The organism is Methylobacterium sp. E-016, assembly GCF_022829745.1.
Lineage (GTDB): Bacteria > Pseudomonadota > Alphaproteobacteria > Rhizobiales > Beijerinckiaceae > Methylobacterium.
In genome coordinates this window covers 1-22177 of the sequence record NZ_JAKSYF010000166.1, presented here as the reverse complement: position 1 = coordinate 22177, position 22177 = coordinate 1, and the positions used below count along the sequence as shown (strand labels likewise).

Sequence of the window (22177 nt, the reverse complement as noted above, 5' to 3'; positions counted from 1 at the left end):
AATTCCTGACATGCGATCACGGCGCATGCGCGGTCCACGGACATTCCTTCAGGCGAGAGGCGGAGCGACGGCGGTCGAATTCGCTCTCGTCGCGCCGATGCTGCTGTTGACGATCGCCTTCGTCATGGCCGTCGCCCTGGTGATGTTCGTCAACCAGCGGCTCGATTACGCGACGAGTCAGGCCGCGCGGCAGGTGATGATCGGCAAAGCCAAGATCAATGGCATCGATCAGGCGACGTTCAAGACCGCGCTCTGCAGCAGGCTGCCGGCCGTGATGTCGTGCGGGAACGTCGTGGTGAACCTCTACAAAGTGCAGCCGACCTTTGGCGCGAAGAGCGGCTACTACGCCTTCGTCAAGCCGGACGTCAGCGGCCTCCTGGTGCCGTCCCAGACGAGCGGATCGGGCCAGTACGATCTCGGCAATGCTGGAGACTATCAGTACCTGCAGGTCATCTACCCGATTTCGGTCCTGCCGAGCGTCTTCGCATCCATGCTCGGCACCGACGGCTCCACGAGCTACCTGGCGATCTCGACGGCGGCATTCCGCAACGAGAAGTTTTGATGGCACCCCGTCGGCCATCCCTCACGCAACGCTTCCGCGACGACCGGCGCGGGCTGTCGGCGGTCGAGTTCGCGCTCGTCCTGCCGGTGCTGCTCGCGCTGATGCTCGGCGGCATCCAGTTGGTCACGTACGTGAACGCGACGCGCAAGGTCGAGCTCGTCGCGCACTCGATCAGCCAGATGATCTCACAGGTGCCGCCGCCGCCGGGGGCCACGATCGCCACGGTCAACGCGACCGACCTTCACTTCAGCTTCGATTCGGCGCTCGTGCTGTTCCCCTACGTCATGAAGGATGCGGCCCGGCAGAACGTGCTTTGGTCGAACGACATCACCATCAAGTACGCCAGCGTCGCCTTCACGCAGAAGTCGACCGCCTGCAACGACCCGGCCGACATGAGCGCCTGCTACACGGCCAACGTCGTGTGGACGAGCACGGGCACGTCCGGCAGCACCCAGCGCTCCTGCGGGACGCCTTTGCTGCCCGCCGACAATACCGCCGCGCCGAACGTCGGAACCTTGCCGCGCTCGGTCTACGGTCCCGGCTCGATCATCGTCATCGACGTGGCATTCACCTTCAAGCCGACCTTCGGCGCCAAGTTCTTTTCAGGCAGCCAGATCGCCCGCTCGGTCTACGTCCAGCCGCGCTACGCCACCCTCGTGAACTACGACACCGCGAACAGCGACGGGATCGCCACGAAATGTTCTGGCTACTGAACCGCCTTCGCCGGGCAGACCGGCACGCCATCTCGCGTCCGAGCTTTGCGGAGGCACGGGGTGGCAACGTCGCGATGATCTTCGGCCTCAGCCTCATCCCGCTGGTCGGGCTCATCGGGCTCGGGGTCGATTACGGCGTCGCGATCACCAACAAGACGAAGCTCGACGGCGCGGCGGACGCGGCCGCGGTCGCGGCCGTGGCGACGGCCAAGGCCTACATCGCCGCCAACTAGGGCCAGCCCAACCTCACCGCCAAGGCGATCGCTGCGGGCATCACCCAGGCCACCAACGTCTTCAACGTCAACGCGGGGAAGGTGCCGTTCACCACCTACACGCTGCAGACGCCGCAGCTGGCCCCGGACGGCCAATCCCTGACGTCGACGGTCGCCTACACCGCCACCGTGACGAACACCTTCGGCCGGATCTTCCGCACGCCGACGACCCCCCTCGCCAACACGGTGACCGCGTCGACCGACCTTGCAAGCTACCTCGACTTCTACGTGATGGTGGACGTGTCGGGATCGATGGGGCTGCCGACCTCGGCCAGCGACATGAACCTGCTCGCCAGCATGAACGTCGAATCGACGCTCACCGATTCCAAACAGGGATGCATGTTCGCTTGCCACTGGCCCGGAGCCAACGGGTGGAACCTGGCAGTCAATTACAAACCGAAACCGATTCAATTGCGTTCGGATTCTGTCAACAATGCCGTTTGCTCGCTGCTTCAGCGTGCCACGAGCCAAATGATCGTCCCGAACCAGTACCGGGTCGGCATCTATCCGTTCATCAATCAGTTGGCGACGCTTTCTCCGCTCTCCAGCAACCTTGCCACGGCGAACACGGCGGCCGAATGCACGAAGCAACCGCCAATGGCGTTCACCAATCTTCTCGATACCAACACCACCCAGCTCTCCGTCAACGGCGATCCGAGCACCGGCACGGGGAGCGGCGGGACGCATTTCGAGGTGGCCCTGCCTCAGATGAAGTCGACCATCTCGGCTTACGGTGATGGCTCGTCCACCAGCAACCCGAAGCCGTTCGTGTTTCTCATCACGGACGGAATGCAGAACGGTCAACACTACTATCTTTGGAAGAACGGAAAGTACACGTATCCTGGAAACCCATCGAAGTTCAACGGCTATGCCAACGCGTGGTGGGACGGCTCCAGCCCCGCCCAGATGGACCCGTCCACTTGCACAGCGCTGAAGAACGCCGGCGCGACAATTTCAGTCCTCTACATCCCCTATATTACGATCAACTCCACCAACGACGGAACCTATACGGCTTGGGAGAACAATCAGGTCAACCAATTCAGCCCGACGCTCTCGACCCCGCTCAAGAGCTGCGCCTCGCCGGGCTTCTTCTTCACGGCCAGTTCGGCGGACGAAATCAACGCTTCGCTGAGCGCGATGCTCGACCGCGCCGTGAAGATGACCCGCCTGACGCAGTAGGCTCGGCGGCGGCCTTTGCCTGCCGGTGCGGACTAGGCTATCGCGGGCGGATCGAAGGACGGCGCCTCGCGGCGCCCGACAGGGCCGGATGCCTCCGGCGATCCGAGCGCGCGTAAGCTAAGAGAATGCTGCAGAACATCCGCAACGCGAGCCAGCACTGGCTCGGCAAGATCGTGCTGACGGTGATCTTCACTTTCCTGATCGCGGGCGTCGCGGTCTTCGGCGTCGAGGAGTTCTTCCGCGGCGGCTCGTCGACCGCGGTGGCCACCGTCGGCAAGACGCCGATCACGGCCGAGGCCGTCCGTACCGCCTACCAGAACCAGCTCCAGCGCTACCAGACGCAGATGCGGCGCACGCTGACCCCGGATCAGGCGCGGGCGCTCGGCGTCGACCGGCAGGTGCTGTCCCAGCTCGTGACCGAGGCGTCGCTCGACCAGAAGACCTCCGATCTCGGCCTCGCGGTGCCCGACGCCTCGGTGATCCGGGCGATCCACGACGAGAAGAGCTTCCAGAACGCGCAAGGCCAGTTCGAGTCGGCGCTGTTCTACCAGACCCTCCAGCGCGCCGGCCTGAACGAGGCGATGTTCGTGCGCGAGCAGCGCGCCGTCATCGCGCGGCTGCAGCTCGCCGAGGCGGTCTCCGCCGACCTGCACGTGCCGGAGGCGATGCGCCTGGCGGTGCATCGGTACGCCACCGAGCGGCGCAAGGCCGCCTACCTGATGCTGCCGCCCTCGGCCGCCGGCGAGGTCGCGGCGCCGAGCGAGGACGCGCTGAAGGCCTATTACGAGGGCAACCGCTCGGCCTACCGTGCCCCGGAATACCGCGCCGCGACCCTGCTGGTGCTCGACCCGGCGGCGATGGCCAAGCCCGACGCGGTCTCGGCCGAGGAGGTGCAGAAGGTCTACGACCAGGAGAAGGCGCGCTTCGGCGCGCCCGAGAAGCGCACGATCCAGCAGATCGTGTTCCCCGATGCCGCGGCCGCCGAGGCGGCGCGCAAGGCGATCGCCGACGGCAAGAGCTTCGCCGCGGTGGCGGAGGAGCGCGGCACCGACGGCAAGGACCTGACCCTGGGGACGCTGACGCGGGCCGAGCTGTTCGATCCGGCCGTGGCCGATGCCGCCTTCGGCCTCGACAAGGACGGCACCAGCCAGCCGGTGAAGGGCCGCTTCGGCACGGTGCTCCTCCACGTCACCGCGATCGAGCCGGCGACGGTGAAGACGCTGGCCGAGGTCGAGCCGGAGATCCGCAGGCAGATCGCGCTGGCGCGGGCCCGCGACGGCGTCGACAAGATCCACGACGCGATCGAGGACCAGCGCGCCGGCGCCAAGCCGCTCGCCGACATCGCCAAAGAGCGCGACCTGCCGATCGTGACGATCGCGGGCGTCGACGCGCAGGGCAAGGATCCGGCGGGCCGGACGGTGGCCGGCATCCCCGATTCCGAGACGACGCTGCCGGCGCTGCTGCGCGCCGAGATCGGCGGCGACAACGAGCCGCTGCGGACCAAGGCCGGCGGCTACGTCTGGTACGACGTGACCAAGATCGACGCGGCGCACGACAAGCCCCTCGACGAGGTCCGCGACGCGGTCGCCGCAGGCTGGCGCGAGGCCGAGGTCTCGCGCCTGCTGCAGGCCAAGGGCAAGGCTCTGGCCGAGCGGCTCGACAAGGGCGAGACCATCGCGGCGCTCGGCACCGAGATCGGCGTCAACCCGCAGGAGGGCGACGATCTGGCCCGCAATCAGGCCAAGGACGCGCTGACGGTCGACGTGGTCAACCGCATCTTCGCGACCGCCGTCGGCAAGGCCGGCTCGGCCGCGTCCGGCGAGGCGCGCGCGGTCTACAAGGTCGAAGCCGCGACGATGCCGGCCTTCGTCGCCGGCAGCCCGGCCGACAAGACCATCGAGGGCAACTTCCGCACCGCGCTGGCCGACGACGTGCTCGGCGAATACATCGCCGAGGTGCAGAAGAACGCCGGCGTCAGCGTCAACCAGGCGGCGCTGCGGCGCGCGATCGGCGGCGAGTACTAGGGCCGATGGCGGACGCGTCCAACTACGCCGCCTACGCGGCGGCCTACGAGGCCGGTCGCCCGGTCCTCCTCGACCTGACGCTGGTGGCCGACCTCGAGACGCCGGTCGCCGCGTTCCTCAAGCTGCGCAGCCGCCATTCCGGCCCGGCCTTCCTGCTCGAATCGGTCGAGGGCGGCGTGGTGCGCGGGCGCTACTCGATGATCGGCCTCGATCCCGACCTCGCCTGGCGTTGCCGCGACGGCCGCGCCGCGCTCGCCCGCGACGACCTCTCCGCCTTCGTCGCCGACGCGCGCGCGCCGCTCGAGTCGCTGCGCGCGCTGATCGCCGAGAGCGCGATCGTGGAGGGCGAGGGCCCCGAGCTTCCGCCGATGGCGGCCGGCCTGTTCGGCTATCTCGGCTACGACATGGTCCGCGCCATGGAGCGGCTGCCCGAGCCCAATCCCGACCCGCTGAACGTGCCCGACGCCATCCTCGTGCGCCCGCGGGTGATGGTGGTGTTCGATTCCGTGCGCGACCTGATCACCGTGGTCTGCCCGGTGCGCCCGGCGGCCGGGGTGACGGCGAAGGCCGCCTACGAGGCGGCGCTGGCGCGCCTCGACCGGATCGCCGAGGCGCTGGAAGGCCCGCTTCCGATCGAGGCGCGGGTCGACCTCGCCGCGGTCGCGAGGCCCGAGCCGGTCTCGAACACCTCGCCGGAGGCCTATCTCGCGATGGTGGCCAAGGCGAAGGAATACATCGCCGCCGGCGACGTGTTCCAGGTGGTGCTGTCGCAGCGCTTCGAGGCGCCGTTCACCCTGCCGGCGATCGCGCTCTACCGCTCGCTGCGGCGCACGAACCCGGCGCCGTTCCTGTGCTACCTCGACTTCTGCGAGTTCCAGGTCGTCTGCTCGTCGCCCGAGATCCTCGTGCGGGTGCGCGACGGCAAGGTCACGATCCGGCCGATCGCCGGCACCCGCCGCCGCGGCGCGACGCCGGCCGAGGACCGCGCGCTCGCCGACGAGCTGCTGGCCGACCCCAAGGAGCGCTCCGAGCACCTGATGCTGCTCGACCTCGGCCGCAACGACGTCGGCCGCGTCGCCAGGCTCGGCACCGTCACCGTCACCGGCTCGTTCTTCCTCGAATACTACAGCCACGTGATGCACATCGTCTCGAACGTCGAGGGCGACCTCGACCCGAGGCACGACACCCTGGCCGCGCTCGCGGCCGGGTTCCCGGCCGGCACGGTCTCGGGGGCACCGAAGGTGCGGGCGATGGAGATCATCGACGAGCTCGAGCGCGAGAAGCGCGGGCCCTACGGCGGCTGCATCGGCTATTTCGGCGCGCGCGGCGAGATGGACACCTGCATCGTCCTGCGCACCGCGATCGTGAAGGACGGCCGCATGCACGTGCAGGCCGGCGCCGGCATCGTCTACGATTCCGATCCGCAATCCGAGCAGCAGGAATGCGTGAACAAGGCCCGCGCCCTGTTCCGCGCGGCCGAGGACGCGGTGCGCTTCGCGGCCCAGGCGAAGCGCGGGCAGTAGGCTCAGCCGAGCGCGCGCAACGCGGTCCGCAAGGCATCCGCATCGACCCCGCCGAGCGCCGCATCGACGGCCGCGTGCGTCTCGCGCCAGACCGGCACCGCGGCCGCGAGGCTGGCGCGACCGGCCTCCGTCAAGGCCAGGAGGCGGCCGCGCCGGTCCTTCGGATCGACGGCGACCGTCGCGAGGCCGCGCCGCTCCAGAACCTTCACGGCGGCGGTGAGCGTCGTCCGGTCCATCGCGAGCAGGCGGGCCACCGACGCCATCGGCGCCGGCTCGGGCCGGTTGAGGGACATCAGCAGCGAGAACTGCCCGCTCGTCAGCCCTAGCGGCCGCAGCGCGTCGTCGAAGCGGCGACCGAGGGCGCGGGCCGCGCGCTGGGCATGCAGGCAGAGGCACGTCTCGCGGACGGCGGCGGTGGTCGCGAAGGGGACGACGGTTGACATCCGTCGAATTACGTTGATATCAACTCAAATCGCAATGCGACAAACGCGCCTGTTCCGGGAGCCGAGGCCGTGGCGGATCACGCGGGCACCTTCGTCTGGTACGAGCTGACGACGCCCGACATCGCGTCGGCGCAGGCCTTCTACGGCGCGGTCGCAGGCTGGAGCATCGCCGATGCGGGGATGCCCGGGGTCGACTACCGCATCGCGCGGGCGGGCGACGTCCGGATCTGCGGGATGATGGCCCCGACCGGATGCGAGCCCCCCGCCGGCGCGCGGCCGGGCTGGCTCGGATACGTCGCGGTCGCCGACGTGGACGCCTCCGCCGCGCGCGTGACGGCGGCCGGCGGGCGCGTGACCTTCGGACCGCGCGACATCCCGGGCGTCGGCCGGTTCTGCATGGCCGCCGACCCGCAGGGCGCCGCCTTCGCGCTGTTTCGCGGCGACGGGACGCCGCCGCCGATGCCGCCGCCGGGCACGCCCGCGACGGGGAGCCGGCCTTCGCCTTCTATGCCGGCCTGTTCGGCTGGGAAAAGTCCATGGCGGTCGATATGGGGCCGATGGGCACCTATCAGGTCTTCGCCCGCCACGGGGTCGACCTCGGCGGGATGATGACCTCGCCGATGCCGGCAGCCCCGTGCTGGCTGTTCTACATCGCCGTCGAATCGATCGACGCCGCGGCCGAGCGGGTCGCTGCGGCCGGCGGCACCGTCCTGCAGGGCCCGCACGCGGTGCCGGGGGGCGCCTGGATCATCCAGGCCAAGGATCCGCAGGGCACGCTGTTCGCCCTGGTCGGGCCGAGGGTGGCGGCCTGACCGGCGTGAAGCGGCAGACGCGCCCGGCGCCTTGACCGGCGCCGCCGGCCGGGCCAGATCGTCGGTCATGGAACCCGCGCCGACGCCCTCCGTCCTCGTCATCGACAACTACGATTCCTTCACCTGGAACCTCGTCCATCTGATCGGCCCGCTCAGCGGCGCGATCGACGTGGTGCGCAACGACCAGGTGACGGTCGACGAGATCCGCGCGCGCGCGCCCGACGCCCTGGTGCTGTCGCCCGGGCCCTGCACCCCGAACGAGGCCGGCATCTGCCTCGATGCGGTCAGGGAGCTCTCGGGCGAGATCCCGATCTTCGGGGTCTGCCTCGGCCTCCAGGCGATCGGCCAGGCCTTCGGCGGCGACGTGGTGCGGGCGCCCGCGCCGATGCACGGCAAGGTCTCGACCATCCGCCACGGCGCGAAGGGCATCTTCCGCGGGCTCAACGACAGCTTCGACGCGACGCGCTACCATTCGCTGGTGGTCGATCGCGCCGGCTGCCCCGAGGCGCTGACGGTGACCGCCGAGGCCGACGGCCTGATCATGGGCCTGGAGCACGCGCACCTGCCGGTGCACGGCGTGCAGTTCCACCCCGAGAGCATCCTCTCGCATCACGGCACGCGGATCCTGCAGAACTTCCTCGACATCGCGACGGCGTGGAACCGGGCGCGCGGGCGGGACCAGGCACGTGACAAGGCCCGTCCCGGCGTGCATTGACGCGGGATTCCCGCGAACGCGTCGCCCGTCGAGCCGATGGAATCCTTCAAGCCCCATCTCGCCAAGGTCGCCGCCGGGTTCTCCCTCGACCGGGCGGAAGCCCGCGCGGCGTTCGACGACCTGCTGTCGGGCGAGGTCACGCCCGTCCAGGCCGGCGCCTTCCTCGTCGGCCTCAAGGTCCGCGGCGAGACGCCGGACGAGATCGTCGGCGCCGTCGAGGCGATGCGCGCGCGCATGGTCCGGGTCGCAGCGCCGGCCGGCAGCGTCGACGTGGTCGGCACCGGCGGCGACCACTCGGGCAGCTACAACGTCTCGACGCTGGCCGCGATCGTCACCGCCGCCTGCGGCGTGCCGGTGGCCAAGCACGGCAACCGCGCCGCGACCTCGCGCTCGGGCGCGGCCGACGTGCTGGCGGCGCTCGGCGTCAGGCTCGGGCTCGACCCGGCGGGCCTGAGCCGGTGCCTGACGCAGGCCGGCCTGTGCTTCATGTTCGCCCAGACCCACCACGGCGCGATGCGGCACGTGGCGGCGGTGCGCTCGGAATTGCCGGTGCGCACCATCTTCAACCTGCTCGGGCCGCTCTCGAACCCGGCCGGCGTCGAATGCCAGCTGCTCGGCGTGTCGCAGGCGGCCTGGGCCGAGCCGCTGACGCAGGTCCTCGCCGAGCTCGGAAGTCGCCGGGTCTGGACCGTGCACGGCTCGGACGGGCTCGACGAGATCACCGTCACCGGCCCGACCCAGGTGGTGGCACTGGAGGACGGCCGGATCTCGACCTTCGCGGTCGATCCGCGCGACGTCGGCCTGCCGCTGCACGACCTCGAGGCGCTGCGCGGCGGCGATCCCGAGCACAACGCGCGCGCCTTGGCCGACGTCCTGTCGGGCACGCGCAACGCCTACCGGGACATCGCGGTTCTGAATGCGGGCGCCGCGCTCGTGGTCGCAGGCCTGACGCACGCCCTCGCCGACGGCGTCGCGCAGGCGCAGGATGCGATCGATTCGGGGGCGGCCCGCGCGACGCTGGCCCGCCTCGTCGCGGTCTCGAACGGATAGGGTATACCGATGGCCACCGACGCCCTCGCCGAACCGCCGCCTCCGACCGAGCCGCCGGCGACCGATCGCTCGAGCGTGCTCGCCCGCATCGAGGCCTACAAGCGCCGCGAAATCGCCGAAGCGAAGCTGCGGGTGCCGCTCGCCAAGCTGGAGACGCGCGCCGCCAAGGCCTCGCCGCCGCGGGGCTTCGCCGACGCGATCCGGGCGCACGTGGCGGAAGGGCGCCCGGCGCTGATCGCCGAGGTGAAGAAGGCCTCGCCGTCCAAGGGCCTGATCCGGGCGGATTTCGACCCGGCCGCGCTGGCCGCCGCCTACGAGAAGGGCGGCGCCACCTGCCTCTCGGTGCTCACCGACGAGCCCTCGTTCCAGGGCCGGCCCGAATACCTCACCCAGGCGCGCGAGGCCTGCCGGCTTCCGGTGCTGCGCAAGGACTTCCTGTTCGAGCCCTACCAGGTCTACGAGGCGCGGGCCTGGGGCGCCGACTGCATCCTGGCGATCATGGCCTGCCTCGACGACGACGAGGCGGAAGCCCTGGTCGAGACGGCGCACGAGCTCGGCATGGACGTGCTGGTCGAGGTGCACGACGCTGCCGAGCTCGCCCGCGCGATCCCGCTCGGCACCGCGCTGATCGGCGTCAACAACCGCAACCTGAAGACCTTCGAGGTCTCGTTCGAGACCGCGATCACGCTCGGCGCCGAGATCCCGCCCGACCGCATCGCGGTTGCCGAGAGCGGCATCGGCGGCCATGCCGACGTCGCCCGGCTCGGCCGCCACGGCCTCAACGTCGTCCTCGTCGGCGAGAGCCTGATGCGCCAGGACGACGTGACGGCGGCGACGCACGACCTGCTGTTCGGGCCCAAGGCCGCGAAGAAGGCGAAGGGCTGATCGTGGACGAACCCCGCCTCACGCATCTCGACGCCACCGGCGCGGCCAACATGGTCGACGTCGGCGACAAGCCCGCGACCACCCGCACCGCCCGCGCCGAGGGGCGGGTGGTGATGCTGCCCGCCACCCTGGCGCTGATCCGCGAGGGCGATGCCAAGAAGGGCGACGTGGTCGGCACCGCCCGCCTCGCCGGGATCATGGCGGCCAAGCGCACCCACGAGCTGATCCCGCTCTGCCATCCGCTCCTGCTCACCAAGGTCCGGGTCGATTGCGAGATCGACGACGCGCTGCCGGGCCTGCGCCTCACGGCGGAGGTCCGCGTGCAGGGCCCGACCGGCGTCGAGATGGAGGCGCTGACCGCCGTCTCGGTCGCCTGCCTCACGGTCTACGACATGGTGAAGGCCGCCGACCGCGGCATGCGGATCGAGGGCATCCGCCTGCTCGCCAAGGACGGCGGCCGCTCAGGGGCGTACCGCGCGGAGGACGCGGCGTGATGGCCCTCGACGCTCATCCCTCCCCCCTGTGCGGGGGCGAGTGGCCCACGAAGCGGGTCGGGAGAGGGGAACGCCGCATCCGGAGAGGTCGCCCCCCTCTCCCGACCTTCGGTGCCGCGAGGCCCACCCTCCCCCGCAGAGGGGGGAGGGAGAAAACCGGAGCGCGTCCGGGACCGGGGGCGCTCGCGTGAGCGGCCTGATCCCCGTCGCCGAAGCGCTCGCGCGCATCCTCGCGAGCGTGCCCGGGCCGGTCGCGGCCGAAGAGGTCGCGATCGCGGAGGCCGCCGGGCGCACGCTGGCGGCCGCGGTCGTCGCCACCCGCACGCAACCGCCCTTCCCAGCTTCCGCCATGGATGGCTACGCCGTGCACGCCGCCGACGCGACGGCCGGGGCCGCGTTGCGCCTCGTCGGCACCAGCGCCGCCGGCCACGGCTTCTCGGGCACGATCGGCCCCGGCGAGACCGTGCGGATCTTCACCGGCGCGCCCGTCCCCGAGGGCGCCGACGGGATCCTGATCCAGGAGAATGCCGAGGCCGACGGCGAGACGATCCGCGCCCTCGAAGCGGTGACCGCCCAAAAATTCGTCCGCCGGGCCGGCCTCGACTTCTCCGAGGGCGACGGGCTGCTGGCGGCCGGTGACACCCTCGATGCGCGCCGCTTGGCGCTGGTCGCCGCCGCCGGCCGCGGACGGGTCTCGGTACGCCGCAAGCCCCGCGTCGCGATCCTCGCCACCGGCGACGAGCTGGTGCAGCCGGGCGAGGTCCCGGCCTGGGACCAGATCGTCGCCTCGAACGCCCTGGCGCTCGCCGCCTTGGTGAACGGCGCCGGCGGCGCGGCGATCGACCTCGGCATCGCCGGCGACACGCTTCCGGCATTGGAGGCGGCCTTCGCGCGGGCACGCGCGGCCGAGGCCGACCTTCTCGTGACGCTGGGCGGCGCCTCGGTCGGCGACCACGACCTCGTCCAGACCGCGCTCGCGGCGGAGGGGCTCGAGCTCGGGTTCTGGCGCGTGGCGCTCCGCCCCGGCAAGCCGCTGATGCACGGGCATCTCGGGAACATGCTGGTGATCGGGCTGCCGGGAAACCCGGTCTCGTCGATCGTGTGCGGGCTGCTCTTCGTCGTGCCGGCCGTGCGCGCGCTGCTCGGCGATCCGCGTGCCGGCGCCGACCGCAGCGAGCCGGCCACCCTCGGCCGCGACCTCGACGCCAACGACGGGCGCCAGGACTACATGCGCGCCGTGCTCGACACCGCACCGGACCGGCTGCCGGTGGCGCATCCGGAATCGCGCCAGGATTCGTCGATGCTGGCGGTGCTCGGCCGGGCCGAGGCGCTGCTGATCCGCGCGCCGCACGCGCCGGCCGCGCGGGCGGGCGACCCGTGCCGGATCATCCGGCTCGACCGGACCCTCCTCTGAGCCCGCGAGGACCCGATGGACTTCCACATCGACCACGTCCACCTGCGCAGCCCCGACGCGGCGGCCGCGGCCGCCTTCTACGTCGACAAGCTCGCCGCGCGGGAGGTCCGCCGCGAGGGCACGCCGACGAGCCGGATCGTGCTCGACCTCGGCGGCCTCACGGTCTTCATCGAGCAGGCGCCGGCCGACCTGCCGCCGCCGGCGCGGGCGCCGCATCTCGGCATCGAGCATATCGGGCTCGGCGTCGCCGACATCGATGCGACGCTCGCCGACCTGCGGGCGCGCGGCGTCACGGTGCTGGTCGAGACCAAGGCGATGCGGCCGGGGCTGCGGATCGCCTTCATCGACGGGCCGGACGGCGTGCGCATCGAGCTGCTGGAACGCCGCGACGCCTGATCGCGGCTTACGGCCGGCCGGTCTGCCGCAGCCGTTCCATCACCGCCTCGGGCGTGGCGTAGGCTTCCTGGCGCACGGCGCTCCAGTAGCGCAGGTCGTCGAGCAGGATCGGCACGCCGGTGGTGGCGCAGCGCACGAAGGCGCCGGGCTTGACCACCCGCATCGTGCCGTCGCCATAGGCGACGACCGCCTCGCCCCCCGCTCCGCGCTCGTAACGGCCCAGCATCGTCGTCCCCGGATGATGACAATCGTTCCCAGCGTTCTAGAACGCGCGCTCGGCGAGCGAAAGCCGGCGGCGCGCACGCCCCTGCCGCCTCGCCCGCCCTCTCGACAGCCCGGCACGGCCGGTGCCAATGATCGCGGATGCCGGGCTCCCCCCCTCTCGACCTCGCCGCCCTGTTCGACGCCGCCGCCGCGGCCCGCGCCCGGGCGCACGCGCCGTACTCGCGCTTCGCGGTCGGCGCGGCGCTCCGCGACGAGCACGGCGCGATCCATGCCGGCTGCAACGTCGAGAACGCGGCCTACCCGGTCGGCACCTGCGCCGAGGCCGGGGCGATCGCCGCGATGATCCTGGCCGGCGGCCGGCGCATCCGCGAGATCCTGGTGCTCGGCGACGGTAGCGGCCTCGTCACGCCCTGCGGCGCCTGCCGCCAGCGCATCCGCGAGTTCGCCGCCCCCGAGACGCCGATCCACGCCGCAGGGCCCGGCGGGGTCGCGGAGAGCTTCACCCTCGCGGCGCTGCTGCCGGCCTCCTTCGGACCGGAGACGCTCGGTGGCTGATGCGGTCGAGACCCTGCGCGCGGCGGGCTTTGCCGGGCCCTACGCTTGCGCCATCGTCGCCGGCACCGGGCTCGGCGGGCTCGCGGACGCGCTCGCGGACGCGGTCTCGCTGCCCTATGCCGACATCCCCGGCTTTCCGGGCGCCGGCGTCAGCGGCCATCGTGGGCGGCTGCATCGCGGCGTGATCGCCGGGCGCCCGGTGCTGGTGCTCGAGGGCCGGGCCCACGCCTACGAGCACGGCGACGCGGCCGCGATGCGCATCCCGATCGCCGCGGCGCAGGCGCTCGGCGCCGTCTGCCTGCTGCTCACCAACGCCTCCGGCTCGCTGATGCCGGAGGCCGGTCCCGGCAGCCTCGTGCGGCTGTCCGACCACCTCAACCTGTCGGGGATGAACCCGCTGATCGGCGAGCCGAGCGACGCCCGCTTCGTGCCGATGGTGCGGGCCTACGACCCCGCCCTCACTGCCCGGCTCGACGCCGCGGCGGCGGCCTGCGGCATCCCCCTTCCCGCGGGCGTCTACGCCTGGTTCTCCGGGCCGTCCTTCGAGACCCCGGCCGAGGTGCGGATGGCCGGCCGGCTCGGCGCCGACCTCGTCGGCATGTCGACGGTGCCGGAGGTGATCCTCGCCCGCTTCCTCGGCCTGCCCGTCGCCGCCGTGTCGGTGGTGACGAACCGCGCCGCCGGCATCGGCGACGGCGACCCGCACCATGCCGAGACCAAGCAGGCCGCGACCGCCGCCGCCGCCGACCTGATCCGCCTGATCCGAAGCTTCGTCGCCGGCCTGCCCGCTGGCGATCCATGAGCCTCGGCCCCTTCGAGAGTCCGCCCGCATGACCGATCCGACCTTCGACCCGGCCCTGGTCGCGCACCGCGCCCTCGCGCTCCTCGACCTGACGGATCTCGGCGACACCTGCACGGCCACGCAGATCGACGGGCTCTGCCGGGATGCCCGCGCGGGCGGCGTCGCCGCCATCTGCGTCTGGCCGCAATTCGTGCATCAGGCGGCGCGCGTGCTGGCGGGCGGCCCGGTGCGGATCGCAACGGTGATCAACTTTCCCGCGGGCGGCGAGGACGTGGACCGCGCGGTCGACGATACGGCGGAGGCGTTGCGCGACGGCGCGCACGAGATCGACCTCGTCCTGCCCTACGGGGCGCTGCTGCGCGGCGATGCGGAGACCGCCCGCCTGATGGTCGAGGCGGTGCGCGAGGCCTGCCCGAAATCCGGCCTGAAGGTGATCCTCGAGACCGGGGAACTGCGCACCGCGGACGCGATCGCCGCGGCGAGCCGGCTGTCGCTCGCGGCCGGCGCCGACTTCATCAAGACCTCGACCGGCAAGAGCCCGGTCTCGGCGACGCCCGAGGCGGCCGAGACCATGCTGCGCGCGATCCGCGAGGCCGGGCGCGGCGGCCTCAAGGTTTCGGGCGGCCTGAGGACGCTCGCCGACGCCGCCGCCTACCTCGCGCTCGCCGACAAGATCATGGGGCCGGATTGGGCGAGCCCCGCCACGGTCCGGCTCGGCGCCAGCAGCCTGTTCGGCGTGCTGATGGCCGCCGCGACCCCGGAGGGGACGTCATGAGGCTCCCGCAGGAGACCATCCGGGACAAGCGCGACGGGAAGGCGCTCGACGCCGACGAGATCGCCGGCTTCGTCGCCGGCCTGACCGACGGGCGCGTCGGCGAGGGCCAGGCGGCGGCCTTCGCCATGGCGGTGTTCCTGCGCGGGATGTCGGTGGCCGAACGGGTGGCGCTGACGCGGGCGATGACGCGGTCCGGCCACGTGCTCGCCTGGGACCTCCCCGGCCCCGTCCTCGACAAGCACTCCACCGGCGGGATCGGCGACGCGGTCAGCCTCGTGCTCGCGCCGATGGTCGCGGCCTGCGGCGGCTACGTGCCGATGATCTCGGGCCGCGGCCTCGGCCATACCGGCGGCACCCTCGACAAGCTCGCCAGCATTCCCGGCTACGACGCGACGCCCGATCTCGCCCGGTTCCGCCGGGTCGTCTCGGAAGTCGGCTGCGCCATCATCGGCCAGACCGCGGACCTGGCGCCGGCCGACCGGAAGCTCTACGCGATCCGCGACGTGACCGGCACGGTGGAATCGCTCGATCTCATCACCGCCTCGATCCTCGCCAAGAAGCTCGCGGCCGGGCTCGACGGCCTCGTGATGGACGTGAAGGTCGGCTCCGGCGCCTTCATGGCTAGGATCGACGAAGCGCGGGCGCTCGCCGACAGCATCGTCGCGGTGGCGAACGGCGCCGGCCTGCGCACCGTCGCGCTGATCACCGACATGGACGCGCCGCTGGCGCATGCCGCCGGCAACGGGCTGGAGATCGCCTACGCGGTCGACTACCTCACCGGGCACCGCGAGCCGCGCTTCCACGGGGTGACGCTGGCGCTGGCGGCCGAGATGCTGGTGGCCGGCGGGCTCGCACCCGACACGCGCGACGCCGCGGTGCGGCTGGAGGCGAGCCTGTCCTCGGGGCGGGCGGCAGAGCGCTTCTCGCGCATGGTCTCGGCGCTCGGCGGCCCGGCCGACCTGATCGAGAAGCCGGCAAAGCACCTCTCGGCCGCGCCGGTGATCCGCGAGGTGCGCGCGGTCGGCACGGTGGAACGGGTCGCGACCCGCGCGATCGGGCTCGCGGTGATCGGCCTCGGCGGCGGCCGGACCCGGCCGGAGGACGGGATCGACGGGCGCGTGGGATTCACGCAGCTCGCCCGGCCGGGCGATGCGAGCGGACGGCTCGGGATCGTGCACGCGGCCGACGCGGCGGCGGCCGATCGGGCCGAGGCCGCGTTGCGGGCGGCCTACAGCTTCCGGGCGACGCCGGCCGAGGGGCCGCCCGAGGGACCGGTTGTGCTCGAGCGGATCGCCCCGACGACATGAAAGGGGCCGGTGGTTCTCACCACCGGCCCGGTCTCGCCTACCAGCCGCCGCGGCCATATCCGTAGCCGCGGCCATAGCCGTAGCCGCGATGATGGTGATGATGGCCGAAGCGCGGGCCGCCCCAGCCGAAGTGGCGGGGGCGCGGCGGGCCGTAGCCGAAGTGGCGCGGGCCGTGGCCGAAATGACGGTGGCCGTGACCGTAGCCGTAGCCATACTGCGCCTGGACTACGTCGGCGGGGGCCCCGGCAAGCGGAGCGGGTGCGAACGGTGCGGCCTGGGCCGGCGCCGCGACGGCGAGGCCGCCGGCGAGCGCGAGGGCCGCGAGGGCGAGGCGGGTTCGGGTCGGCGTCGTGGACATCGGCGGTTCTCCTTCTCGGGCGACCGGCTGCTCGCGCACCGGCCTTGAGAGGAGAAGTAGCAACCAGCACCTGAATGCGACATGAGGCCTACGCTCAGCTCGCATTGGGGCACCCCGCCGATCAGGGCCGGCGGTAGACCCAGACCCGGGCCGGCGGCAGGTTGAGCCAGACCCGGTTCGAGCCGCTGGCGGTGTAGCTACCCAGCGCGCAGCGCGCCGGGATCGGCGGCACGACGGCGTAGGTGAACTGCACGAACGGCGCGCCGGGATGCATCAGGTCGTGGGCGGTGTTGAGCAGGTCGAGGCGCTGCTCGAGCGGCTTGGTGAACAGCGGCAGGCTCGAGACCGTCGCGGCCGCCGGCCCGGTCAGCACCGCGCCGACGCTGCCGCGAATGTCGTAGGCATCGCCGCGCACCACGGTGACGCCGGGGAACCGGCGCTTCAGCAGGGTGCAGAAATCGGGGTTGAACTCGATAAGCACCAGCCGCTCGGGCGCGACGCCCCGGCGGATCAGCGCCTCGGTGACGGGGCCGGTGCCGGGTCCGATCTCGATCACCTGACCGGAGACGGCCGGATCGACGTAGGCCGCCATGGTCCGGGCCAGCATCTTGCCGGACGGGGTGACCGAGCCGGTGACGAGGGGGCGCTCGAGCCAGGACTTGAGGAACCGCGCCTCGTCCTCCAGCGGATCGCGCCGCACCTTCGCGTTCACGGACGAGGCTTTCGCACTGGAACGACGTAGCGGCGGCAAGTCCGATTTTCCTTCAGGTCCGATCGCGACGTCGCGATCCCGGCGGTCAGCGCAGCGGTCGGCACATGTCTTACAGGCAAGGTTGCGCTCGTGCCTAGCGCATTGCGATCACACCAGCCTCGGCGATCGAAGCGACCTCGGCCGAAGGCTCAACCGGGGCCGGCCGGTTTTGATCCGCCCGGCCCCGCATCTTGCGTTTCCCGCTACTGGCGGGCGGTGCCGCCGAAGCCGCCGAGGAAATCGCGCACCTTCGAGAAGAAGCCGGCGGCCTCAGGATGATTGTCGTCGGAGGCGGTCTGGCCGAACTCCTGGAGCAGCTCGCGCTGGCGCTTGGTCAGGTTCTGCGGCGTCTCGACGAAGACCTGGATGTAGAGGTCGCCGACCTCGCGGGTGCGCAGGACCGGCATGCCCTTGCCCTTGATGCGGAATTGCTTGGCGGTCTGGGTCCCGGCCGGGATCCGCACCTGGGTCTGCGAGCCGTCGATCACCGGCACGGTGATCTCGCCGGCCAGCGCCGCGGTCACCATCGAGATCGGGACCCGGCAGAACAGGTCGGCACCGTCGCGCTGGAAGAAGGCGTGCTGCTTGATCGAGAGGAATACGTAGAGGTCGCCGGCCGGCCCGCCGCGCAGGCCGCTCTCGCCCTCGCCGGCGAGCCGGATGCGCAGGCCGTCGTCGACGCCCGCCGGCACGTTGATCGCCAGCGTGCGCTCGCGGTTGACCCGGCCGGCGCCGGCGCAGGCCGTGCAGGGGTCGTCGACGATCTCGCCGCGGCCGTGGCAGTTCGGGCAGGTGCGCTCGATCGCGAAGAACCCCTGCGCCGCCCGCACCCGGCCGTAGCCGGCGCAGGTCTGGCAGGTGCGCGGCTTGGAGCCGGGCTTCGCCCCCGATCCGGCGCAGGTCTCGCAGGTGATCGAGGTCGGGATCTTGATGGTCTCGGCCTTCCCCGTGAAGGCCTCCTCGAGCGAGATCTCCAGGCTGAAGCGCAGGTCGGCCCCGCGCTCGCGTCCCGGTGCGCCGCCGCGCCCGCGGGTCTGCTGCTGGCCGCCGCGGCCGTCGCCGAAGAAGTTGTCGAAGATGTCCGACATGAAGTCGCCGAACTCGTTGCCGAATCCGGGCCCGCCCTGGCCGCCGCCCTGCGTGAAGGCGTCGTGGCCGAAGCGGTCGTAGGCGGCGCGCTTCTGCCCGTCGGACAGGCACTGATACGCCTCGTTGATCTCCTTGAACTTGATCTCGGCGTCCTTGTTGCCGGGATTCTTGTCCGGGTGGTAGGTCATGGCGAGCTTGCGGAAGGCGACCTTCATCTCGCCGTCCGACGCGGTCTTGGCGACGCCCAGGATCTCGTAATAGTCCCGCTTCGACATGCCTTGCCTCGATAGTCCCTAACAATCCGTCCGCCTGCCCCAGGCAGTCGGCGATGTCGCTGTTCCGCGTCTTGAAGGGTCGTGTCGCGCCCGGGCGGCCGCCCGCTCCGCGCGGGCGCCGGAGCGGCCCCCGGAATGACGGCCCGAAGCCGAACCCGCAAGCGAAAACGGGACCGGATCGCTCCGGCCCCGCTTCAGGCTGCGCGCGGAGCTTACGCCCGCTTCTTCTGGTCCTTCTCGTCGACCTCCGAGAAGTCGGCGTCGATGACGTCGTCCTTCTTGGCTTCCTGGCCGGCGGCGGCGTCCGGACCGCCCTCGGGGGTCTGGCTCGCAGCGTACATCGCCTCGCCGAGCTTCATCGAGGCCTGCATCAGGTCGGTGGTGCGGGCCTTGATCGTCTCGACGTCCTCGCCCTCGAGCGCGGTCTTGAGCGCGGTCATCGCCGTCTCGATGCCGCCCTTGTCGGCCTCCGAGACCTTGTCGCCGTACTCCTTGACCGACTTCTCGGTCGCGTGGATCAGGCTTTCGCCCTGGTTCTTCACCTCGACGAGCTCACGGCGGCGCTTGTCGGCCTCCGCGTTCGCTTCGGCGTCCTTGACCATCTTCTCGATGTCCGCATCCGAGAGGCCGCCCGAGGCCTGGATGCGGATCTGGTGCTCCTTGTTCGTCGCCTTGTCCTTGGCCGTCACGTTGACGATGCCGTTGGCGTCGATGTCGAAGGTCACCTCGATCTGCGGCATGCCGCGCGGGGCCGGCGGAATGCCCATCAGGTCGAACTGGCCGAGCAGCTTGTTGTCGGCCGCCATCTCGCGCTCGCCCTGGAAGACCCGGATGGTGACCGCGTTCTGGTTGTCCTCGGCCGTCGAGAAGGTCTGGCTCTTCTTGGTCGGGATCGTGGTGTTGCGATCGATGAGCCGGGTGAACACGCCGCCCAGCGTCTCGATGCCGAGCGAGAGCGGGGTCACGTCGAGCAGCAGCACGTCCTTGACGTCGCCCTGGAGCACGCCGGCCTGGACCGCGGCGCCGATGGCCACGACCTCGTCCGGGTTGACGCCCTTGTGCGGCTCCTTGCCGAAGAACGACTTCACAACCTCCTGGATCTTCGGCATGCGGATCATGCCGCCGACGAGCACGACCTCGTCGATCTCGGAGGCCGAGACGCCGGCATCCTTGAGTGCCTTGCGGCACGGCTCGATCGTGCGCTGGACCAGATCGTCGACCAGCGACTCGAACTTGGCGCGGCTGAGCTTGAGCGCGAGATGCTTCGGACCGGTGGCGTCGGCGGTGATGTAGGGCAGGTTGATCTCGGTCTGGGTCGCCGAGGACAGCTCGATCTTGGCCTTCTCGGCGGCCTCCTTGAGGCGCTGGAGGGCGAGCTTGTCCTTGGTCAGGTCGATGCCCTGCTCCTTCTTGAACTCGGCGGTCAGGTACTCGACCACGCGGTTGTCGAAGTCCTCGCCGCCGAGGAAGGTGTCGCCGTTGGTCGACTTCACCTCGAACACGCCGTCGCCGATCTCGAGGATCGACACGTCGAAGGTGCCGCCGCCGAGGTCGTAGACCGCGATGGTGCCGGCCTTCTTCTTGTCGAGGCCGTAGGCGAGCGCCGCCGCCGTCGGCTCGTTGATGATGCGCAGCACCTCGAGGCCGGCGATCCGCCCGGCGTCCTTGGTCGCCTGGCGCTGGGCGTCGTTGAAGTAGGCCGGCACCGTGATGACGGCCTGCGTCACCGGCTGGCCGAGATGCGACTCGGCGGTCTCCTTCATCTTCTGAAGGGTGAAGGCCGAGATCTGGGACGGCGAGTACTTCTTGCCGTCGGCCTCGACCCAGGCGTCGCCGTTGTCGCCGCGGACGATCTTGTAGGGCACGAGGCCCTTGTCCTTCTGCGTCATCGGATCGTCGTAGGTGCGGCCGACGAGGCGCTTGATGGCGAAGAAGGTGCGCTCGGGATTGGTGACGGCCTGGCGCTTGGCCGGCTGGCCGACGAGGCGCTCGCCGTCGTCGGTGAAGGCGACGATGGACGGCGTGGTGCGGGCGCCTTCCGCGTTCTCGATGACCTTGGGCTGCGAGCCCTCCATCACGGCGACGCACGAATTGGTGGTGCCGAGGTCGATGCCGATGACTTTACCCATGGTGGGATCCCTTTTGTTGGTTGCGATCAAGCAGACCGCCGAGCCCCGAAGCAGCTCGGCCCATGGCGGTGTGGTGTGAGAAGATGTGGAGACGGAACCGGGGCCGGAACAAGGGCCGCGAACGGCTCCAATCCCATGCTTAATCCCGCGTCTCGCCGGATATAAGAAGGGCGATGCGGGCTCGCAAGGCGAAGCCGGGCCCCGAGATGCGCGATCCGTGCAAGTCCTTGCGCCGGCTCGGCGAATGCCGCCGGACGGTCGGTTTCTCCGCGGGCTCGCCCCTGCATTGCATCCCGGTGACCCAAATTCGACCTGTGGGCCCGTGCAGCGGATGTCGTGCCGGCCTGCATTTTGTTGCGCCTCGGCCACGCCCGCGCCATCGAAGGCGTGTTAACGCTTCGTAAAGAGCGTCCGGCAGGGTGCGAGGCCGGCATCGCGCGGGCCACCTGCCGCCGTCCCCGGCCCGAAAGACCCGATGCGTCCGACCCGCAGACCCGTCCTCCCGTTGCTCGCGGCCCCCTGCCTCGCCCTCGCGGCCCTGATGCCCGGCGAAGCCTCGGCCCAGAACTTCTTCGAGGAGCTGTTCGGGATCGGCCGCGCAGCCAAGCCTCCGGTTCCGCCGCGCGGCGTCCCGACCGCCCCGCCGTCGGGACCCATCCCCGGCACGCCGCTTCCCGACGATCCGTCGGCACCGTTGCCCGACGCGCCGCGCCCTGCGGCGCCCGCCCGGCCGGTGGTGCTGAAGGCGCCCTCGGAAGACGGCGTCGTCGGGCAGGAGCTGATGCTCAACGGCCTGACCGGAAGCCTCAAGCTCGAGCGCTCGGGATCCGGGATGGCGGCCAGGATCACGCTGCCCGGCACCAAGGTCTCGCAGCCGACCGAATCCTGCAAGGTGCCGCTCGGCGGCGGCGGGCCCGTGTCGCTGACCTCCGAGGGCAAGCCCGAGGGCGTGCCGCGCTACGAGGCGGCCGCCGCCGAATGCCCGCTGCGCTTCGACGTGACGGAAGGAGGCGTGCTGGTATCGAGCCTCGGCCCGACCCCGCTATGCACGTTCTCGGCGCAGGATTGCGCCACCGCCCCGGTCGGCCTGTGGGGGCCGGCCGCCGCCGGCCTGATCCCGCGCTCGGCCGAGTTCGACTCGGCCCGCGGGGTCGCCGACAAGGCGGTGCGGGAGAACTACAAGCTGATGACGCAGCGCGCCCGACGTGAGGACGTTCGGCCGATCGTCACGGAGCAGGCCGCCTTCTCCTCGGACCGCGAGCAGCTCTGCCGGACCTACGCCCGGGAGGGCGCCCACGGCTTCTGCCATCTCCGGGTGACCGAGAACCGCGCCCTTGCGCTGGCCACCCGCCTCGGCGTCACCGTCACCACCACGGCCACGCCCGCAGCGACGCCCCGTCCCCGTCGCAAGCCGCCGGTGGAAGGCATG

General features: G+C 71.3%; 23 protein-coding genes and 1 pseudogene. 18 read left to right on the top strand and 6 right to left on the bottom strand.

Annotated elements, in window-relative coordinates:
• The 5 genes and pseudogenes from MKK68_RS24810 to trpE all read left to right on the top strand — a co-directional run.
• Positions 1–562, top strand: a 562-nt coding sequence (locus tag MKK68_RS24810) for a TadE/TadG family type IV pilus assembly protein (RefSeq protein WP_313899247.1), incomplete at its 5' end; no start/stop codon positions are given.
• Positions 562–1275 carry a TadE/TadG family type IV pilus assembly protein gene (locus MKK68_RS24805; RefSeq protein ID WP_147728021.1) on the top strand — a complete coding sequence of 238 codons (714 nt, stop codon included), beginning with the start codon at positions 562–564 and terminating at the stop codon, positions 1273–1275. The genes MKK68_RS24810 and MKK68_RS24805, both read left to right, overlap by 1 nt.
• A pseudogene (locus MKK68_RS24800) lies at positions 1260–2726 on the top strand (TadE/TadG family type IV pilus assembly protein). Before MKK68_RS24805 ends, MKK68_RS24800 begins: the two are co-directional and overlap by 16 nt.
• Positions 2727–2851: 125 nt before the next feature.
• Positions 2852–4750, top strand: a complete 1899-nt coding sequence (locus MKK68_RS24795; protein WP_244033224.1) for a peptidylprolyl isomerase — start codon at positions 2852–2854, stop codon at positions 4748–4750.
• Between the two features lie 5 nt (positions 4751–4755).
• On the top strand, positions 4756–6273 hold the full coding sequence (trpE, locus tag MKK68_RS24790; protein WP_244033223.1) for an anthranilate synthase component I: 1518 nt from the start codon (positions 4756–4758) through the stop codon (positions 6271–6273).
• 2 nt (positions 6274–6275) lie between these two features.
• On the opposite strand, the gene MKK68_RS24785 is transcribed toward trpE, so the two are convergent.
• Positions 6276–6716, bottom strand: a complete 441-nt coding sequence (locus MKK68_RS24785) for a MarR family winged helix-turn-helix transcriptional regulator (RefSeq protein WP_243937649.1) — start codon at positions 6714–6716, stop codon at positions 6276–6278.
• Positions 6717–6785: 69 nt separating this feature from the next.
• Here MKK68_RS24785 and MKK68_RS24780 point away from each other — a divergent pair, with 69 nt between their 5' ends.
• From MKK68_RS24780 to MKK68_RS24750, 8 genes are all read left to right on the top strand, one after another.
• On the top strand, positions 6786–7325 hold the full coding sequence (locus MKK68_RS24780; protein WP_409567319.1) for a VOC family protein: 540 nt from the start codon (positions 6786–6788) through the stop codon (positions 7323–7325).
• Positions 7253–7528, top strand: coding sequence for a VOC family protein (locus MKK68_RS29965; RefSeq protein ID WP_409567318.1), 276 nt, complete (start codon positions 7253–7255; stop codon positions 7526–7528). The genes MKK68_RS24780 and MKK68_RS29965 overlap by 73 nt, the downstream gene beginning before the upstream one ends.
• Positions 7529–7595: 67 nt before the next feature.
• On the top strand, positions 7596–8243 hold the full coding sequence (locus tag MKK68_RS24775; protein WP_147729087.1) for an anthranilate synthase component II: 648 nt from the start codon (positions 7596–7598) through the stop codon (positions 8241–8243).
• A gap of 36 nt (positions 8244–8279) precedes the next feature.
• Entirely contained in the window at positions 8280–9293 is a 1014-nt protein-coding gene (gene trpD / locus MKK68_RS24770) for an anthranilate phosphoribosyltransferase (protein ID WP_243948423.1), read from the top strand.
• Positions 9294–9302: 9 nt separating this feature from the next.
• On the top strand, positions 9303–10178 hold the full coding sequence (gene trpC / locus MKK68_RS24765; RefSeq protein WP_147729089.1) for an indole-3-glycerol phosphate synthase TrpC: 876 nt from the start codon (positions 9303–9305) through the stop codon (positions 10176–10178).
• Between the two features lie 2 nt (positions 10179–10180).
• Positions 10181–10672 carry a cyclic pyranopterin monophosphate synthase MoaC gene (gene moaC / locus MKK68_RS24760; protein WP_147729090.1) on the top strand — a complete coding sequence of 164 codons (492 nt, stop codon included), beginning with the start codon at positions 10181–10183 and terminating at the stop codon, positions 10670–10672.
• 187 nt (positions 10673–10859) lie between these two features.
• Positions 10860–12086, top strand: coding sequence for a gephyrin-like molybdotransferase Glp (glp, locus tag MKK68_RS24755; protein WP_244033222.1), 1227 nt, complete (start codon positions 10860–10862; stop codon positions 12084–12086).
• A 15-nt stretch (positions 12087–12101) separates the two neighbouring features.
• Positions 12102–12482, top strand: coding sequence for a VOC family protein (locus MKK68_RS24750; RefSeq protein ID WP_147728474.1), 381 nt, complete (start codon positions 12102–12104; stop codon positions 12480–12482).
• Between the two features lie 7 nt (positions 12483–12489).
• Here MKK68_RS24750 and MKK68_RS24745 read toward each other — a convergent pair whose 3' ends face one another.
• A complete protein-coding gene (locus tag MKK68_RS24745) occupies positions 12490–12708 on the bottom strand; it encodes a DUF2093 domain-containing protein (RefSeq protein WP_147728475.1) in 219 nt (72 codons plus the stop codon).
• Between the two features lie 137 nt (positions 12709–12845).
• On the opposite strand from MKK68_RS24745, the gene cdd reads away from it, so the two are divergent.
• The 4 genes from cdd to deoA are packed head-to-tail and all read left to right on the top strand — an operon-like array spanning position 12846 to position 16146.
• Entirely contained in the window at positions 12846–13262 is a 417-nt protein-coding gene (gene cdd / locus MKK68_RS24740; protein ID WP_244033221.1) for a cytidine deaminase, read from the top strand.
• Positions 13255–14064, top strand: coding sequence for a purine-nucleoside phosphorylase (locus MKK68_RS24735; protein ID WP_244033220.1), 810 nt, complete (start codon positions 13255–13257; stop codon positions 14062–14064). Before cdd ends, MKK68_RS24735 begins: the two co-directional genes overlap by 8 nt.
• A 28-nt stretch (positions 14065–14092) precedes the next feature.
• Positions 14093–14839 carry a deoxyribose-phosphate aldolase gene (gene deoC, locus MKK68_RS24730; protein WP_244033219.1) on the top strand — a complete coding sequence of 249 codons (747 nt, stop codon included), beginning with the start codon at positions 14093–14095 and terminating at the stop codon, positions 14837–14839.
• Positions 14836–16146, top strand: coding sequence for a thymidine phosphorylase (deoA, locus tag MKK68_RS24725; protein ID WP_244033218.1), 1311 nt, complete (start codon positions 14836–14838; stop codon positions 16144–16146). Before deoC ends, deoA begins: the two co-directional genes overlap by 4 nt.
• A 37-nt stretch (positions 16147–16183) precedes the next feature.
• On the opposite strand, the gene MKK68_RS24720 is transcribed toward deoA, so the two are convergent.
• From MKK68_RS24720 to dnaK, 4 genes are all read right to left on the bottom strand, one after another.
• Entirely contained in the window at positions 16184–16504 is a 321-nt protein-coding gene (locus MKK68_RS24720; RefSeq protein ID WP_244033217.1) for a hypothetical protein, read from the bottom strand.
• A 121-nt stretch (positions 16505–16625) separates the two neighbouring features.
• Positions 16626–17255 (bottom strand): class I SAM-dependent methyltransferase, encoded by a 630-nt coding sequence (locus MKK68_RS24715; RefSeq protein ID WP_147728271.1) that lies wholly within the window; start codon positions 17253–17255, stop codon positions 16626–16628.
• A gap of 203 nt (positions 17256–17458) precedes the next feature.
• Positions 17459–18619: a molecular chaperone DnaJ gene (dnaJ, locus tag MKK68_RS24710; protein ID WP_147728272.1), complete on the bottom strand. Its 1161-nt coding sequence runs from the start codon at positions 18617–18619 to the stop codon at positions 17459–17461.
• A gap of 212 nt (positions 18620–18831) precedes the next feature.
• Entirely contained in the window at positions 18832–20748 is a 1917-nt protein-coding gene (gene dnaK / locus MKK68_RS24705; RefSeq protein WP_147728273.1) for a molecular chaperone DnaK, read from the bottom strand.
• A gap of 475 nt (positions 20749–21223) precedes the next feature.
• On the opposite strand from dnaK, the gene MKK68_RS24700 reads away from it, so the two are divergent.
• Positions 21224–22177: hypothetical protein (locus MKK68_RS24700; protein ID WP_244033216.1), on the top strand; the 954-nt coding region annotated here is incomplete at its 3' end.